At 66.6% G+C, this 13713-nt stretch carries 15 protein-coding genes; 8 read left to right on the top strand and 7 right to left on the bottom strand.

The window, feature by feature from the left end; translation table 11 throughout:
* Position 1 precedes the first annotated feature (1 nt).
* Complete coding sequence (locus AC1DFR_RS02430; RefSeq protein ID WP_028276237.1) at positions 2-241, bottom strand: acetyl-CoA carboxylase; 240 nt, start codon at positions 239-241, stop codon at positions 2-4.
* A 36-nt stretch (positions 242-277) separates the two neighbouring features.
* Entirely contained in the window at positions 278-985 is a 708-nt protein-coding gene (gene pxpA / locus AC1DFR_RS02425; protein ID WP_308288969.1) for a 5-oxoprolinase subunit PxpA, read from the bottom strand.
* Positions 986-1213: 228 nt separating this feature from the next.
* Here pxpA and AC1DFR_RS02420 point away from each other — a divergent pair, with 228 nt between their 5' ends.
* The gene (locus tag AC1DFR_RS02420; RefSeq protein ID WP_476849515.1) at positions 1214-2659 is read left to right on the top strand and encodes a PucR family transcriptional regulator; all 1446 of its coding nucleotides are present in this window, start codon (positions 1214-1216) and stop codon (positions 2657-2659) included.
* Between the two features lie 214 nt (positions 2660-2873).
* Here the strand turns inward: AC1DFR_RS02420 and AC1DFR_RS02415 are convergent, their stop codons facing one another.
* The gene (locus AC1DFR_RS02415) at positions 2874-3914 is read right to left on the bottom strand and encodes a LacI family DNA-binding transcriptional regulator (protein ID WP_476849516.1); all 1041 of its coding nucleotides are present in this window, start codon (positions 3912-3914) and stop codon (positions 2874-2876) included.
* A 287-nt stretch (positions 3915-4201) separates the two neighbouring features.
* Here AC1DFR_RS02415 and AC1DFR_RS02410 point away from each other — a divergent pair, with 287 nt between their 5' ends.
* The 6 genes from AC1DFR_RS02410 (at position 4202) to AC1DFR_RS02385 (ending at position 9541) form a co-directional block, all read left to right on the top strand.
* Positions 4202-5221 carry an asparaginase gene (locus AC1DFR_RS02410; RefSeq protein ID WP_476872640.1) on the top strand — a complete coding sequence of 340 codons (1020 nt, stop codon included), beginning with the start codon at positions 4202-4204 and terminating at the stop codon, positions 5219-5221.
* 102 nt (positions 5222-5323) lie between these two features.
* Positions 5324-6211, top strand: a complete 888-nt coding sequence (locus AC1DFR_RS02405) for a polysaccharide deacetylase family protein (RefSeq protein WP_476849518.1) — start codon at positions 5324-5326, stop codon at positions 6209-6211.
* Positions 6211-7599, top strand: a complete 1389-nt coding sequence (locus AC1DFR_RS02400) for an MFS transporter (protein WP_243177850.1) — start codon at positions 6211-6213, stop codon at positions 7597-7599. Before AC1DFR_RS02405 ends, AC1DFR_RS02400 begins: the two co-directional genes overlap by 1 nt.
* Positions 7589-8356 (top strand): SDR family NAD(P)-dependent oxidoreductase, encoded by a 768-nt coding sequence (locus AC1DFR_RS02395; RefSeq protein ID WP_476849519.1) that lies wholly within the window; start codon positions 7589-7591, stop codon positions 8354-8356. The genes AC1DFR_RS02400 and AC1DFR_RS02395 overlap by 11 nt, the downstream gene beginning before the upstream one ends.
* A gap of 20 nt (positions 8357-8376) precedes the next feature.
* Positions 8377-9099 carry an SDR family NAD(P)-dependent oxidoreductase gene (locus AC1DFR_RS02390; RefSeq protein ID WP_476849520.1) on the top strand — a complete coding sequence of 241 codons (723 nt, stop codon included), beginning with the start codon at positions 8377-8379 and terminating at the stop codon, positions 9097-9099.
* Positions 9100-9139: 40 nt separating this feature from the next.
* Complete coding sequence (locus AC1DFR_RS02385; RefSeq protein WP_476872639.1) at positions 9140-9541, top strand: hypothetical protein; 402 nt, start codon at positions 9140-9142, stop codon at positions 9539-9541.
* 160 nt (positions 9542-9701) lie between these two features.
* Here the strand turns inward: AC1DFR_RS02385 and AC1DFR_RS02380 are convergent, their stop codons facing one another.
* Both AC1DFR_RS02380 and AC1DFR_RS02375 read right to left on the bottom strand, forming a co-directional pair.
* Positions 9702-10376, bottom strand: coding sequence for an FMN-binding negative transcriptional regulator (locus tag AC1DFR_RS02380; RefSeq protein ID WP_476872638.1), 675 nt, complete (start codon positions 10374-10376; stop codon positions 9702-9704).
* 68 nt (positions 10377-10444) lie between these two features.
* The gene (locus AC1DFR_RS02375) at positions 10445-11449 is read right to left on the bottom strand and encodes a DMT family transporter (RefSeq protein ID WP_476872637.1); all 1005 of its coding nucleotides are present in this window, start codon (positions 11447-11449) and stop codon (positions 10445-10447) included.
* Here AC1DFR_RS02375 and AC1DFR_RS02370 point away from each other — a divergent pair.
* Entirely contained in the window at positions 11448-12863 is a 1416-nt protein-coding gene (locus tag AC1DFR_RS02370; protein WP_476872636.1) for an aminotransferase-like domain-containing protein, read from the top strand. The two genes, AC1DFR_RS02375 and AC1DFR_RS02370, sit on opposite strands and share 2 nt — an antisense overlap.
* Positions 12864-12878: 15 nt before the next feature.
* Here the strand turns inward: AC1DFR_RS02370 and AC1DFR_RS02365 are convergent, their stop codons facing one another.
* Together AC1DFR_RS02365 and AC1DFR_RS02360 are read right to left on the bottom strand one after the other, a co-directional pair.
* Positions 12879-13283: a type II toxin-antitoxin system VapC family toxin gene (locus AC1DFR_RS02365; RefSeq protein WP_476872635.1), complete on the bottom strand. Its 405-nt coding sequence runs from the start codon at positions 13281-13283 to the stop codon at positions 12879-12881.
* Positions 13284-13316: 33 nt separating this feature from the next.
* Positions 13317-13655 carry a YnfA family protein gene (locus tag AC1DFR_RS02360; RefSeq protein ID WP_476872634.1) on the bottom strand — a complete coding sequence of 113 codons (339 nt, stop codon included), beginning with the start codon at positions 13653-13655 and terminating at the stop codon, positions 13317-13319.
* Positions 13656-13713 lie beyond the last annotated feature (58 nt).

Raw genomic sequence — 13713 nt, 5'->3', positions numbered from 1 at the left:
GCTATCCTTCCCGGACGACGACGATTGCGTCGCCTGGGTTGACCATGTCGCCCTCGTTGACCTCAAACGACTCCAGGGTGCCGGCCACATCGGACTGGATTTCGGTGAACTGCTTCATGATTTCGATAATGCCGAGGGTCTGTCCGACCTCGATGGCGTCGCCTTCATTGGCGAAAGGCGGCTTGCCGGGGCCGGGCTTGCGATAAAAGACGCCGGGGAGCGGGGAAACGATGGTTGCCACGGGATGCTCTCTTTCAGATGGTTTGGATAGATCGGTTCAGCCCAGGACCGCACGCACTGCGGTGGCCACTGCGACAGAATTGGGTGCGTCGGAGTGGACGCAGATGCTTTGGAACCGGATGTCCAGCTCGGTGCCGTCAACGGCGAGGACGGGCTTGCCGGCCAGCGCCCTGCTGACACGCTCGGCGGCGGCGTCGGGATCGGTGGGCGCCGGGCGGCGCTGGATCAGCAGCTCACCGGCCGGGCCGTAGTTGAGGTCAACATAGAGTTCGGGCACGAAATCCACCCCCATGGACCGGCACACGCTTTCGTGGGCGGTCCCCGCGAGCCCGAAAAACGGAACGCCGAACTGCAAGGCTGTGCCGGCGGCAGCCTGCATCAGTTCCTCGTCGCCGGCCAGCATGCCGTAGAGGGAACCGTGGGGTTTGATGTGGTTCAGTTCCAGCCCGTACTTTGCGAGGAACGCCGTCAGGGCTCCGGTCTGGTACAGGATGATCGATTCGACCTCGGCCGGGGTGAGAACCATTCGGCGGCGTCCGAACCCCACAATGTCCGGCAGGCCGGGGTGCGCTCCGACCGCCACGCCGTGCTCAGCAGCCAACGCCACGGTCCGTTCCATGACGTCGGGATCGCCGGCGTGATACCCACAGGCCACGTTGGCGACGTCGATGATGCGCATGAGTTCTTCGTCGTTGCCGAACTCGTGGAGGCCAAGGCCTTCGCCCATATCGGAGTTCAAGAGCACCCTCCGTTGTGCGGGGGGAGCGCCGAAAGGAGAGGCGGGGGGAGCGCTGAAGGGAGAGGCGTGGGCTGAGGTGCCTGAAGAAGTGTCGGGAGTCACATTGGGTTGCATGGGTGCAACGCTACTCAGCAATTCACGTGCCCGATATTGTGCAGGTCGCTGAATCTGCGGGCATCAATTATGGTTATTGCACTGTCCGGTGGGGGACGCCCGCCGTAGTGGGAGGGCCCCGTGCGAATTTCTGATTTAGCAGACAACGCCGATCTCAACATCCGGCTTCGGGTTGCGGGCGGCGAGGGCCGACTGGCCCGGCCCATCACCTGGTGCGCTCCCACCGAACACATGGACCCCACGCCCTTCCTCAGCGTGAACGCCCTGGTGCTGACCAACGGCATGGGCTTGAACGTCAAGGACTTCAGGACCTGGGACGCCTACGTGGAACGGCTGGTTTCCGTCCCCGTCTCAGGGCTGGCGTTCGGCTTGGGCGCGGCGCACAGCGAGCTGCCGGCCGGCCTGCTCCGTGCCTGCGAGGTGCACGGCCTGCCGCTGCTGGAGCTCGCGCCGCAGGTGCCCTTTGTGTTGGTCATGCGGCACGTGGAGCGGGTCATCGCTGCCGAGCGCTATGAGGAGTTGCGGAAGGGCTGGGAACTGGCGGACCAATGCACCCGGTTGGCGGCCGACGGGCATTCCCTGGCGGAGGTCCTGGAGAGGGTGGCGGATGCCATCGATGCGAGGGTGGCCGTGATCGACCAGAACGCCTTCGAGCTTGTTTCCGCGGGAGCGGCTCACGGCGGGACCGCGCGGACCGCGTTGCGCCTTCCCAGCGGCGAGTCCGAGCAGTTCAGGCTTGCCATTGAGGGGATCGGGAGCAACATTGTGCTGCAGCCCATTCTGGGCCCCGTGGCCGCCGTCATCGCTATGCAGCTTAGCTATACCCTCGGGTCCCATTCGCCCTTGCATTCCCGGGAAGCCGCACGCTTCATGGAGGCCCTTTATGAGGACCGCGGCGAGCCGTCCACGCCGCTGCGCCGCTACGCCCTCGAGTCCGGCTTCGATCCTGACAGCGACTGGGGTGCGGTGCTGATCGGCAGCTCAGAAGAGGTGGCCCCCGCAAAGCTGCGCGCCATCGCATGGCGCGCCCGGGTGGGTCTACAGGCCGGGTTCGGCACTGTGCGGTTCATGGAAGAGGCCGGACTCACGACTCTCTTGTTGCAGCACCGGCACTCGGCGGCCGACTTACTGGATGCTGCGCGCGGATTCTTTACGGACGCCCCGGAACTGTCCGTCATCGTCTCGGAATCCGCGGGCCTCAGCGAACTGCCGCTGGCGCTTCAGCTTGCCCGCCGTCATGTGGGACGGCCCGGGGTGCACCAGGCGCCGCTGGCAGATCTCGCCGGCATTGTGCAGGGACTGCCCAGTCCGGGTCTGGTTGCGATGTGCCAACGACTGCTGGCGCCCCTGGCCTCCGACGGCGGCAGCTCGCTGCGGGAGACCTTCGGCGCGTACCTGCGCCACAGCGGGAACTCCGCGAAGATCTGCGATGAACTCTTCATCCACCGGAATACGCTCAGCTACCGGCTGCGGAAAATCGAGGAGCTGCTGAAACTGGACCTGTCCGATGGCGAAGTCCGCGCCACGTGCATGCTCGCCCTCGGCATCGTTGCGGCCGCCCGCTAAAGGGACTGGGCAGTTTGCACTAAAAGTCGCCCCAATCTTGGGCGAACCTCCGATAGGACGCTGTGACCCGGGTCACTACTCTCAAGTCATGGGCTCCTCAACTCATGGGCGTGGAGCCTGCACGGTTGGGCTACGGATTGACGGACGGCGCGTGCCCGCATGGCCTCCCGATTCCACTCACTGATTCGACTGACTGGAGGATTCTCTTGCAGTGTCACACCGCGATGCCGAAGCCGCTGCTTTCCCGCACGCACAGGACCGGCTCCAGCCTGACCGATTCGACCTCCCGGCCGTCCAGGACGCCCTTGAGGAGCTGCACCGCCGTCCGCCCGATATCAAGCATGGGCGAGCGGACCGAAGAGAGTGGGATGGGCAGTTCCGCGGCCAGCGAGGTGTCATTGAAGCCAACCACCGCCACGTCGCGGCCGACGCCGAGGCCATGGGACCGCAGGGCTCCCATGGCGCCGATGGCCGCGAAGTCGTTGACGGCGAACAGTGCAGTCGGGTGGGAGTTGCCGTGAGCCAGGATGGTCTCGGCCGCTTCCCGTCCTCCGCCGGTATCGAATCGGGACCACACAACGGCGTCAGGGGGAATCTTCCCGCCCAGCGCGCGCCAGCGGTCCACGAAACCGGCCGTCCGGTCGACGGCCGTGCTGGCATAGGGCTCGCCGGCGATCACGGCGACGTCCCGGTGCCCCATGCCCCACAGGTGGTCGGCCACAAGCTCGCCGCCAAGGACGTCGTCGCAGGTGGCCGACGGGAAGCCCGGGACGCGCCGGTTCATGAGCACGAACGGCACCTTCCGGGAGGCAAGCTCCCGCAACAGGCCGCTGTCCAGGTGTGCGTCGCCGATGATCAGCCCGTCCACGCGTCGGGCCAGCATGGAGTCCGTCTTGCGGCGCTGTTCCTCGGGCTCATCGCGCGAGTTCATAACAAACGTGGAATAGCCGAGCTCCGCCGCGGCTTCGTCGATGCCCTCGTACATAATCGCCAGAACGAGGTCCGAAAGCCGGGGAACTATCACGCCCATGAGATGCGTGCGCCGCGTCCGCAGGCCGGCGGCCTGCGGGTCGGGGGAGTAGCCGCGCTTCCGCGCGAGCTCGCGCACGCGTTCGGCGGTAGCTACAGAGGCTGCCCCGCGCGCCACTTCGGAGCCCGAGTGCAGGATCCTGGATACGGTCGAGGGGTGGATTCCGAGCTCGCTCGCGAGATCCTTCAGCGTGATGGTGCGGCCATCGGCCGTGCTCTCTTCCATTCAGTCCCTTGCCTCAGCTCAAAAGGTCGTCATCACCAAGAGTGCCTGATAATGCCCGGATCTCTGGTCCAGGCACTCTTGACGTGTCCCACCTCACATTCTATAGTCAATCAAACGGCGTACCCAATCGATTGGGTAGACGGAATCCCGGGAGCCGGCGGCGAAGTATTTACCCCCCTGAAACTTCCGGGAGCATCTGCAGGAAACATGGCAGGAATAACTTTTAACTAACAACCCAATCGATTGGGTAAGCATGCGGAAACAGTTACAGAACAAACGGAGTGGACATGACCGTCACAGATTTAGTTGGCCCCCACGTGGTCCTGCTGGCCACGGGAGGAACGATTTCTTCCCGTGCGTCCGAGGCCGGCGGAGCCGCGGTGGCGTCCGACACGGGGGAGCAGGTGTTTGCCAGCATGGGCGTGCCAGCGGCCCATCCGGTCCGCGTGTTCGACGTTTTCCGGAAGGGCTCGTACCTGCTGACAGTCGAGGACATGATCGCCATCTGCGCCGCGATCCGGGAAGCATTGGCCGATCCGCAGGTTCTGGGCGTCGTCGTCACCCACGGGACGGACACGATGGAGGAAACGGCCTATCTCGTTGACCTCACCCACGATGATCCCCGCCCGGTCGTATTCACCGGAGCGCAGCAGGCTGCCGACGCCGACTCTCCGGACGGTCCTGGCAATCTCTCCCGCGCGATCGCCGTCGCCGGTTCTCCGCGGGCGCGCGGAATCGGTGTGCTGCTGGCGTTTGCCGGGAGCATCTTCCCTGCGGCCGGAGTGCGCAAGCGCCACACAACCAGCCTCGATGCCTTCGCCAACCCGGACTTCGGAACCGTCGGATCGGTGTCCGACTCCGGCGAGGTCGAGATCCAGCCGGTACGACCAGGCCTTCCCCCGTTGCCCCTGCCGGGCGCGGACGCCGGTTCGCCGCGCGTGGACCTCATTGCTGCCTACCCCGGAGCCGACGCCACCCTCCTGCGGGCTGCCCTCCAGGCCGGGGCGGCAGGGATCGTGCTCCAGGGGACGGGAACGGGCAACGCAAACCGCGTGCTTTGCCAGGAAGTCGCCGACGCCACCGCGGCCGGCGTCGTGGTGGTGACGAGCACCCGCGTGGAAGCCGGTGCCGTAGTGCCCCGCTACGGCGACGGCGGCGGCGAGGACCTGCGCGCTGCCGGTGCCATCCCCGCCGGGCTGCTCAAGCCATCCCAATCGCTTGTCCTGCTGAGCCTTCTGCTCAGGCTCGGCACTCCCGCCGCCGGGATCGCGGAGGCCTTCGCCCTGAGGGGCACGCTCCCTGACTAGTTCATCCCGCCCAAAGCCAAGCGTCACCAACAATCCACAGCCCAAAGCCAAACCTCAACAAGAAGCCAAACCTCAACAAAAAGCCAGTGAAAGGTTGATCTCATGACTAAGGACATCCAAGTCGCGTTCGGCGTGGACGTGGACGCAGTTGCCGGAATGCTCGGCTCCTACGGGGGCGAGGACTCGCCCTGCGATATCTCCCGCGGCTTGTTCAGCGGCGAGGTCGGCGGCCCTCGGCTCATCCGGCTTTTCGAGAAGTACAGCCTGCCCGCCACCTGGTTCGTGCCGGGCCACTCGATCGAGACCTTCCCGGACCTGACGCGGATGATCGTCGACGCCGGGCACGAAATCGGCGTGCACGGGTACTCGCATGAAAACCCCATCGCCATGACCCGCGAGCAGGAGACGGCCATCCTGGACCGGTCGATCGAACTCATCGAGAAAGTCTCCGGCCGTCGGCCCACGGGCTACGTTGCTCCCTGGTGGGAATTTTCCCCGGTCACCAACGAGATCCTGCTCGAACGCGGGATCAAATACGACCACTCCCTGATGCACAAGGACTTCGAGCCCTACTACGTCCGGGTCGGCGACAGCTGGAAGAAGATCGACTACACCAAGGCCGCGGAAACCTGGATGGAGCCGCTGGTCAGGGGCACCGAAACCGACCTCGTCGAGATCCCGGCCAACTGGTACCTGGACGACCTGCCTCCCATGATGTTCATCAAGGCGGCCCCGAACTCCCACGGATTCGTCAGTCCCCGGGACGTCGAACAAATGTGGCGCGACCAGTTCGACTGGGTGTACCGGGAAATGGATCAGGCCGTCTTCACCATGACCATCCATCCGGATGTCTCGGGCCGCCCCCAAGTGCTGCTCATGCTCGAGCGCCTCATCGAACACATCAATTCCCACGAAGGCGTCAGCTGGCTGAAGTTCGACCAGATCGCGGACTCCTTCCTCGCCCGCAGCCCCCGAAAGGAAAACCAGTAATGACCATCCAGCAGCCCGCCGTCGATCTGACGCAACCCGGACCGGACGAAAAACGCCGCTTCCCGGTATTCTCCAAGCACCACACAACCGTCGCCACCGTCCTGGCGCTCTGTGCCTGGACGGTCGCCGTGTTCGACTTCGGACTTTTCGGCACCCTCCTGCCGGCCATGCAGCAGGAGTTCGGCTGGACCGCGACCGAAGCGTACGCAATCAACACCTGGATCGCCGTCGGCACCGCGATCGTCTGCTTCGGAATCGGCCCGGTCATTGACCGGCTCGGCCGCCGCAAGGGCATGATGACCACTATCGGCGGGACCGCCATTGTCTCGGGCCTGACGGCCCTGATTCCGACCGGGATCCCGTTCCTCAGCAACGGTCTGCTGGTGCTGGTCCGTTCCTTCGGCGGGCTCGGGTTCTCGGAGCAGGCCGTCAACGCCACCTACATGAACGAGGTCTACCAGGTCACCGAAGTCGCGGATAAGCGCAAGCGCCCCGGCTTCCACTACTCCTTCATCCAGGGTGGCTGGCCGCTGGGCTTCCTGCTTGCGAGCGCCCTCGCCCTCGTCTTCCTCCCGTCCCTCGGCTGGCGCGCCCTGTACCTGATGGCGACCGTTCCGGCCGCGATCATCGTGTGGGTCATCGCAAAGAAACTGAAGGAGACGCCGCAGTTCGAACTGCACCACAAGCTGACCCAACTCGAGAAGAGCGGCAAGACCGAGGAAGCCCATTCCCTGGCCCACGCCTTCGGCGTCGAGCACTCCTCCGCGGCCCCGCTCAAGCGCATCTGGGAGCCGCACCTGCGCCGGAATACGATCGTCTTGTCGCTGGCCTGGATCTTCAACTTCTTCGGCATCCTTATTTTCAGCATTCTCGGCAGTTCTGTCCTGAAGAACGCCAAGGGTGTGGAACTTTCTGACGCCTTCTGGATGCTGATCGTCATCAACGGGCTGGCGTACTTCGGCTATGTCTTCCATGGGTGGCTCGGTGACAAGATCGGCCGCAAGCGGACCATCATCGGAGGCTGGATTATCTCCGGCATCTCCTTCGCCATCATGCTCAGCCCCCTTGCCACGGACCCCTTCATGATCATCGTCACCTACGGCGCCGGACTGTTCTTCCTGGTCGGACCGTACGCCGCGATCCAGTACTTCATGGCGGAGTGCTACCCTGTCAGCTGCCGTGCCACCGGCACAGCCTTTATCGGCGCAATGAGCCAGCCCGGCACCATTCTCGGTGGTTTCCTGTTCACGCTAGCGGCCGCCAGCGTAGGAACCGGTGCTGCAGCCTTGTGGGTCGGCGCGGCCGGAACCCTTTTCTCCGGCCTGCTGATGATCGCCGCGAAGCCGCCGGTCGAAGCCCTGCTCGAGGACCACCCCCATGACGCCTGAGAACAGGGTGGCCGTGATCACCGGAGCGGCCAGCGGCATTGGACGGGCCCTCGCGGTCCACTACGCCCACCGCGGCGTGCATTCTGTCATCGGAACCTTTCCCGGCGACCCGCACGACCCGGAGGAAACCCTTCGCCTCGTGAAGGACGCGGGCGGCCAGGGGGTCATCCACGAAGTGGACGTCCGCAGTACCCCGTCAGTCGATGCCTTCGCCGACCGCGCCATACAGGAATACGGCCGCCTGGACTACGCCGTGGCCAACGCCGGAATCCTGCGCAACTCGCCCCTGGCGGAGATGACCGACCAGCGCTGGCACGACATGCTCGACGTCGACCTCACCGGCGTGATGCGGACCCTGCGCGCCGGTTCCGCGAAGATGACCGACGGCGGATCGCTGGTTGCCGTATCCTCCATTGCCGGCGGCGTCTACGGCTGGGAGGAACATGCCCACTACGCGGCCGCCAAGGCCGGCGTGCTCGGCCTGATCCGCAGTGTGGCCGCCGAGTTGGGGCCGCGCGGCATCCGCGCCAACGCCGTTATCCCCGGACTGATCGAAACTCCCCAGTCCCTGGATCCGGTGAATTCCCTCGGGCCCGAGGGCCTGCAGCGCGCCGGTCTGGAAATCCCTTGGGGCCGCGTCGGACGGCCCCAGGAAGTTGCCAGCGTGATCGGCTTCCTGACCTCCGATGACGCTGTCTACGTCACGGGCCAGTCCCTGATTGTTGACGGCGGCCTCACCATCAAGATGCGTGCCTGAAAAGCCTCGGAAGGACAAACATGAACAACCCTGACGCCTCCCGAAACACGGAGGGCCGCGCCGTTGTGGTCACGGGCGGAGCCAGCGGCATCGGCAAGGCCATCGCCGAGGCCTTCACCGCCAACGGCGACAGAGTCGCCATCCTGGACCGGTCGGGCGCGGCGGGAAGCATCGCCGTCGACGTCTCAGACGAGGCGAGCGTGAAGGCGGCCTTTGCCGCAGCACGGTCCCGGCTCGGCAGCATCGACATTCTTGTGAACAGCGCCGGCCTGCTGACGGAATCGCCGCTGGAAGACATGACACTTGCCATGTGGAACGAGACGATTGCCGTTGACCTGACCGGTGTCTTCCTCTGCTGCCGGGAGGTGGTGGGGGAGATGCGGCAGCAGAAGTGGGGCCGGATCATCAACATCGCCTCCCAGCTGGCCATCAAGGGCGGCACCGGGCTCAGCCACTACAGTGCCGCCAAAGCCGGAGTCGTGGGGCTGACCAAGGCCCTGGCCCTGGAAACTGCCGCCGACAACGTGCTGGTCAACAACATTGCCCCGGGACCCATCGAAACGCCCCTGGTTGACGGCATCTCGGAAGAGTGGAAAGCGGCGAAGCGTGCCGGGCTGCCGCTGCTGCGCTTCGGGCTGGCGGCCGAAGTTGCCCCGACGGCGCTGCTTTTGGCCAGCGATCCCGGCGGCAACCTGTACGTGGGGCAGACACTCGGGCCCAATTCCGGCGACGTCATGCCCTAGGAGGGACGCTCACATGTGCGGTGCGTGCGGACGAAATGTGGTGAGCGATCCCGTCCTGGGCCCGGTCAGAACGCTGCGGCAGCACCTGATCGTCGCCCAAACGATCAATGGTGCCAGCAAATCCTGGCCGGGAGCCCCGAAAGTGGCCGCGACCAGCGGCGGCTGGCTGGTCGCGGGACCGACGGGAGCCACAGTGGCCGTATCAACCGTGCAGGCGCTGTGGTCCGCTGTCCTGCTGGGCAGGCCGGGGCTGCAGCGGCAAGACCTGCGTGCCGCCGGGAACCTGGGAGCGGGTGAACTGGGCACGGGTGAACTGGGAGCGGGTGAACTGGGCACGGGGGCGCTGGGCGCCCGGGAACCGGACCCGGGGGAGTTGGCGCGCCGGGTGATGAACCTCGGCCACGAGATGGCACAGGATTCCGCTACGGAAACGGACACGTGACACGCCACAGGTCAGGCGCTACGGGGATCCCCGTAGCGCCTGACCTTTTCCGCGGCGCCGGCCCGAATTCGTAGCGAAAACCTAGCGAAACGGCCGGGCCGGGCCCAGGTGCCGGGGTCAGCCTTCGGCCATCAGGATGCAGGCGCAGCCGGTGCCAGGATCAGGAAGCAGGACCGGCCGGGGAGTCGGAGTGCGGGCAGCGAATCTGCTCGCGGCCCTCACGTGCGTTCTCGACGTCCGCGGCGCTTGCCAGGTCACCGCGGGCCCGCAGCCCGGCCACCACACCGTCAACATCGGCGTCGGGCCGGTTCTGGCTGAGTTTGTGCTTCGCCTCGATCCGCGTGATGAGAAGCTCGACGCCGACGATCGCGCGCAGCTGGCCGGCAATGTAGCGCTCCGGGGCATCCTCGACAGTCCAGGGCCGCTCGGAGCCGGCCTCGTTGTGGTTGCTCAGCCGCCTCACATGGCTGGCGAGCCAGGCGGGATCGTCGTGGATGACCAGGGTGCCGTACACGTGGGCCGTGGAGTAGTTCCAGGTGGGAACCACGCGTCCGTGCTCCGCCTTGGACGCGTACCACCGCGGCGAGATGTAGGCGTCCGCGCCCTGGATAATGGCGAGCGATTCGCCGAGGGCGGGTTCAGACCATTGGGGGTTGTTGCGGGCCAGATGCGCGTGCAGGGCGCCGTGCTCACCGGCCGAGGGGTCGAAGACGAAGGGCAACAGCGTGGCAAGCATGCCCTTCGCGGTGGCGGTGACCAGGTTGGCCGCGGACGGGCGCGTGAGCAGATGCCGGACTGCATCGGGGCCGGCGGCGAAATGTGCGGGGATGTACACGGAACTTCCATTCGGATTGCGGATCGGTCTGGGGCTGGGCGGCTTCGGGGGCGGGGCAGGTGATCAGATCAGCCGGATTGTTTCACTGTCACAGCGTCCCTCGCGTTGTCCTTCGGGCTGTCCAGCACGTCCGCTTTGCTTCCCGCCGTCTTCGCCGCACTTGGCCGGGAGCGGACGGCCAGGCCGGCGCAGAGGATGACCGCCGTGCCGCCGATGATGGTCGCCCAGGTCAAGTCTTCGCCCAGTATGAGCCCGGCCCAGCAGATGCTCAAGACCGGCTGGACGAGTTGGATCTGGCTGACCTGCGCCATGGGTCCGATGGCCAGGCCGCGGTACCAGGCGAAGAAGCCGAAAAACATGCTCACGACGCCCAAGTATGCGAAGGCCGCCCACTGCACGGGAGTAGCAGAGGGAGGCTGGCTGGCCATAGAGAACGCCGCGATGCCGGCCATGAGCGGCGAGGACAGAACGAGGGCCCAGGAGACGGTCTGCCACGAGCCGAGTTCGCGGGCCAGCAGTCCGCCTTCGGCGTAGCCGATTGCCGCCGAGAGGACGGCGCCGAACAGCAGCAGGTCGGCCAATTGCAGTTGCCCGATGCCGCCGGACTGCGCAGAGGCGAAACCAATCGCCGCCACTGCGCCCGCGCCGGTGATCACCCAGAAAGACCTGGGCGGCCGTTCATGGCCGCGGATGACCGCCATCGTTGCGGTCGCCGCGGGGAGCAGCGCAATAACAACCGCGCCGTGGCTGGCGGGAACCGAGGTGAGGGCGAAGGAGGTCAGCAGCGGGAATCCGATCACCACCCCGCCGGCGACCACCGCAATACGCGCCCACTGGGCTCCCCGGGGCAGGCGCTGCCGGGTCAAAGTGAGGGCGAACGCGGCGAGAACGGTCGCGACAACAGCCCGGCCCGATCCGATGAACAACGGAGACAACCCCGCAACCGCCACCCGGGTGAACGGCAGAGTGAAGGAGAATGCGGCGACGCCGACGAATCCCCACCACAGTCCGACTGCCGGCCGGGACGATAACGGTTGATCGATTCCCTGAGTAGCGCTACTATTGTCTTCCATGTCTTACGATAGCACCTCGCTAATGGCGGCGCGGCTCCGGGAATGGATTGCGGCCGCCGCGCCGGGCGCCCGGCTGCCTTCCACGCGTTCCCTGGTGGCCGAGTACCAGGCCAGCCCCGTGACCGTGCAAAAGGTCCTGCGGACCCTCTCCGCGCAGGGCCTGATCGAGAGCCGCCCCGGCGTCGGGACGTTCGTGCGGGCCGTGCGGACCGTCCGGCCCGCGGACTACGGCTGGCAGACGACGGCGCTGGGATCACCGCGGGCGCCGCTGCGCCCCGTCTCCACAGCGATGCGCGACGCGCCGAACGATGTCATCGCATTCCATTCAGGCTATCCGGACCGGGAACTCCTGCCCGAGCGGCTGGTGAGGGCGGCCCTGACCCGGGCAGCCCGGGGGGAGGCTGCCTGGTCGCGTCCGCCCGCCGCGGGCCTGCCCGAGCTGCAGTCCTGGTTCGCGCACGAACTCCGGGCCTCCACCCCGGCAGGCGTCACCCCGCCAACACCACGCGACGTGATTGTGCTGCCGGGGAGCCAGAGCGGGCTCAGCTCCGTGTTCCGGGCGCTGGTGGGCAGTGGGCAGCCGCTGCTGGTGGAGTCCCCGACCTACTGGGGGGCGCTTCGGGCTGCGGCGCAGTCCGGTGTCCGTGTTGTTCCGGTCCCCAGCGGTCCCGAAGGTCCGGACCCCGAGGACCTGGCCCGCGCCTTTGAGGAGACCGGCGCGCGGGTGTTCTATGCGCAGCCGAACTTTGCGAATCCCACCGGCGCGCAATGGCCCGCCCGTCTGCGCGAGCAGGTGCTCGACGTGGTGCGCGAACACGGTGCGTTCCTGGTGGAGGATGACTGGGCACATGATTTCGGCATCACCACCGATTCCGTGCCCGTTGCCAGCCTCGACGATTCCGGCCACGTCGTCTACCTCCGCTCGCTGACCAAGAGCGTGTCCCCGGCCATACGCATTGCCGCGGTGATCGCCCGCGGCCCGGCGCGTGAGCGCATTTTGGCCGACCGGGGAGCCGAATCGATGTATGTCAGCGGTGTTCTCCAGGCGGCCGCCCTCGACGTCGTGACGCAGCCGGGATGGCAGACGCACCTGCGCGGACTGCGGCTGCAGCTCCAGTCCCGCCGTGATCTCATGCTCAGCAGCCTGCGGGAACTTGCCCCGCTGGCCCACGTGGAGCACGTGCCCACGGGCGGACTCAATCTCTGGGCCCGCCTTCCCGACGGGACCGACGTCGACCAGTTCGTCGGGGACTGCGAGGCCGCGGGGGTCATCATCGCGGCCGGTACCGAGTGGTTCCCGGCCGAACCGGCCGGACCGTTCATCCGGCTGAACTTCGCCGGACCCAATCCGGGTGCTTTCAGGGAAGGCGCGCGGATCCTCGGCCAGGTGCTCGAACGCACCGCCGGGCGGTAGTCGGCCGCCGCCGCCCTATGGCGGAGTGAGTAGCGCCTCAGGTGCCGCGAGCGTCACGAGGCCCTGCACGGAGCGGGCGAGCCCGGCGTCGAGCGTCACAAAGGCGTCTGCCTGAAGCCGGGCCAGGGCCACGTATTCGGCGTCGAGGGTGTCATCCCAGCCAAGTTCCTCGGCGAGGCTCCACGCGGTGCGTTGCAGGACGCGGTCGCCGAGGAGCCGGATGCGAAGGCCCCGGATGTAGTCGAGCTGACGATTGGCATCGGCCCGCGTCACGTCGCCGCGCCGGACTGACTGGTACAGGTGTGAGAGCACCTGCGAGCGGAGGAGCGTCGGTGCCAGCAGCTGGTGATCGTCTGAAACCGCCGGCCTTTCGAGGGCAAGATGAAGGGCAACGTCCGGGCCAATCACGAATCGGGTCATGGTTACTGGATCCTTTCCTGGGTACAGCGGCGGTCATCCGGCCTCGCGGGGCGCGAACACGATGACGGCGACCCCGAACAGGCAGATCACCGAACCCAGGACGTCCCACCGGTCGGGCCGGAAGCCGTCGAAGATCATGCCCCAGGCCAGTGAGCCGGCCACGAACACGCCGCCGTACGCGGCGAGGATACGCCCGAAGTGTGCGTCCGGCTGCAATGTCGCGGCAAAGCCGTAGATGCCCAGCGCCACGACACCCAGCCCGGCCCACCACCAGGCCCGGCCCTCGCGGACGGACTGCCAGACGAGCCAGGCCCCACCTATTTCGGCAATGGCGGCGAGGACGAACAACAGGATGGTTTTCGGGATAGTCACGCCCTCATGATGGCACCGGCTGGTTGCCTATCCGGGCCGGTGCGCGCCGACGCGCCCG

This window comes from Arthrobacter sp. 05T410, assembly GCF_056396505.1.
The sequence above is the reverse complement of the archived record's forward strand: the minus strand, read 5'-3'. Positions and strand labels throughout refer to the sequence as shown.

What these genes read in the sequence shown, in the direction of transcription:
- AC1DFR_RS02395 (WP_476849519.1), top strand. Translation starts at nt 7,589, where the DNA reads ATGACGCCTGAGAACAGGGTGGCCGTGATCACCGGAGCGGCCAGCGGC.
- AC1DFR_RS02405 (WP_476849518.1), top strand. Translation starts at nt 5,324, where the DNA reads ATGACTAAGGACATCCAAGTCGCGTTCGGCGTGGACGTGGACGCAGTT.
- AC1DFR_RS02415 (WP_476849516.1), bottom strand. Translation starts at nt 3,914, where the DNA reads ATGGAAGAGAGCACGGCCGATGGCCGCACCATCACGCTGAAGGATCTC.
- AC1DFR_RS02390 (WP_476849520.1), top strand. Translation starts at nt 8,377, where the DNA reads ATGAACAACCCTGACGCCTCCCGAAACACGGAGGGCCGCGCCGTTGTG.
- AC1DFR_RS02400 (WP_243177850.1), top strand. Translation starts at nt 6,211, where the DNA reads ATGACCATCCAGCAGCCCGCCGTCGATCTGACGCAACCCGGACCGGAC.
- AC1DFR_RS02410 (WP_476872640.1), top strand. Translation starts at nt 4,202, where the DNA reads ATGACCGTCACAGATTTAGTTGGCCCCCACGTGGTCCTGCTGGCCACG.
- AC1DFR_RS02365 (WP_476872635.1), bottom strand. Translation starts at nt 13,283, where the DNA reads ATGACCCGATTCGTGATTGGCCCGGACGTTGCCCTTCATCTTGCCCTC.
- AC1DFR_RS02370 (WP_476872636.1), top strand. Translation starts at nt 11,448, where the DNA reads ATGTCTTACGATAGCACCTCGCTAATGGCGGCGCGGCTCCGGGAATGG.
- AC1DFR_RS02375 (WP_476872637.1), bottom strand. Translation starts at nt 11,449, where the DNA reads ATGGAAGACAATAGTAGCGCTACTCAGGGAATCGATCAACCGTTATCG.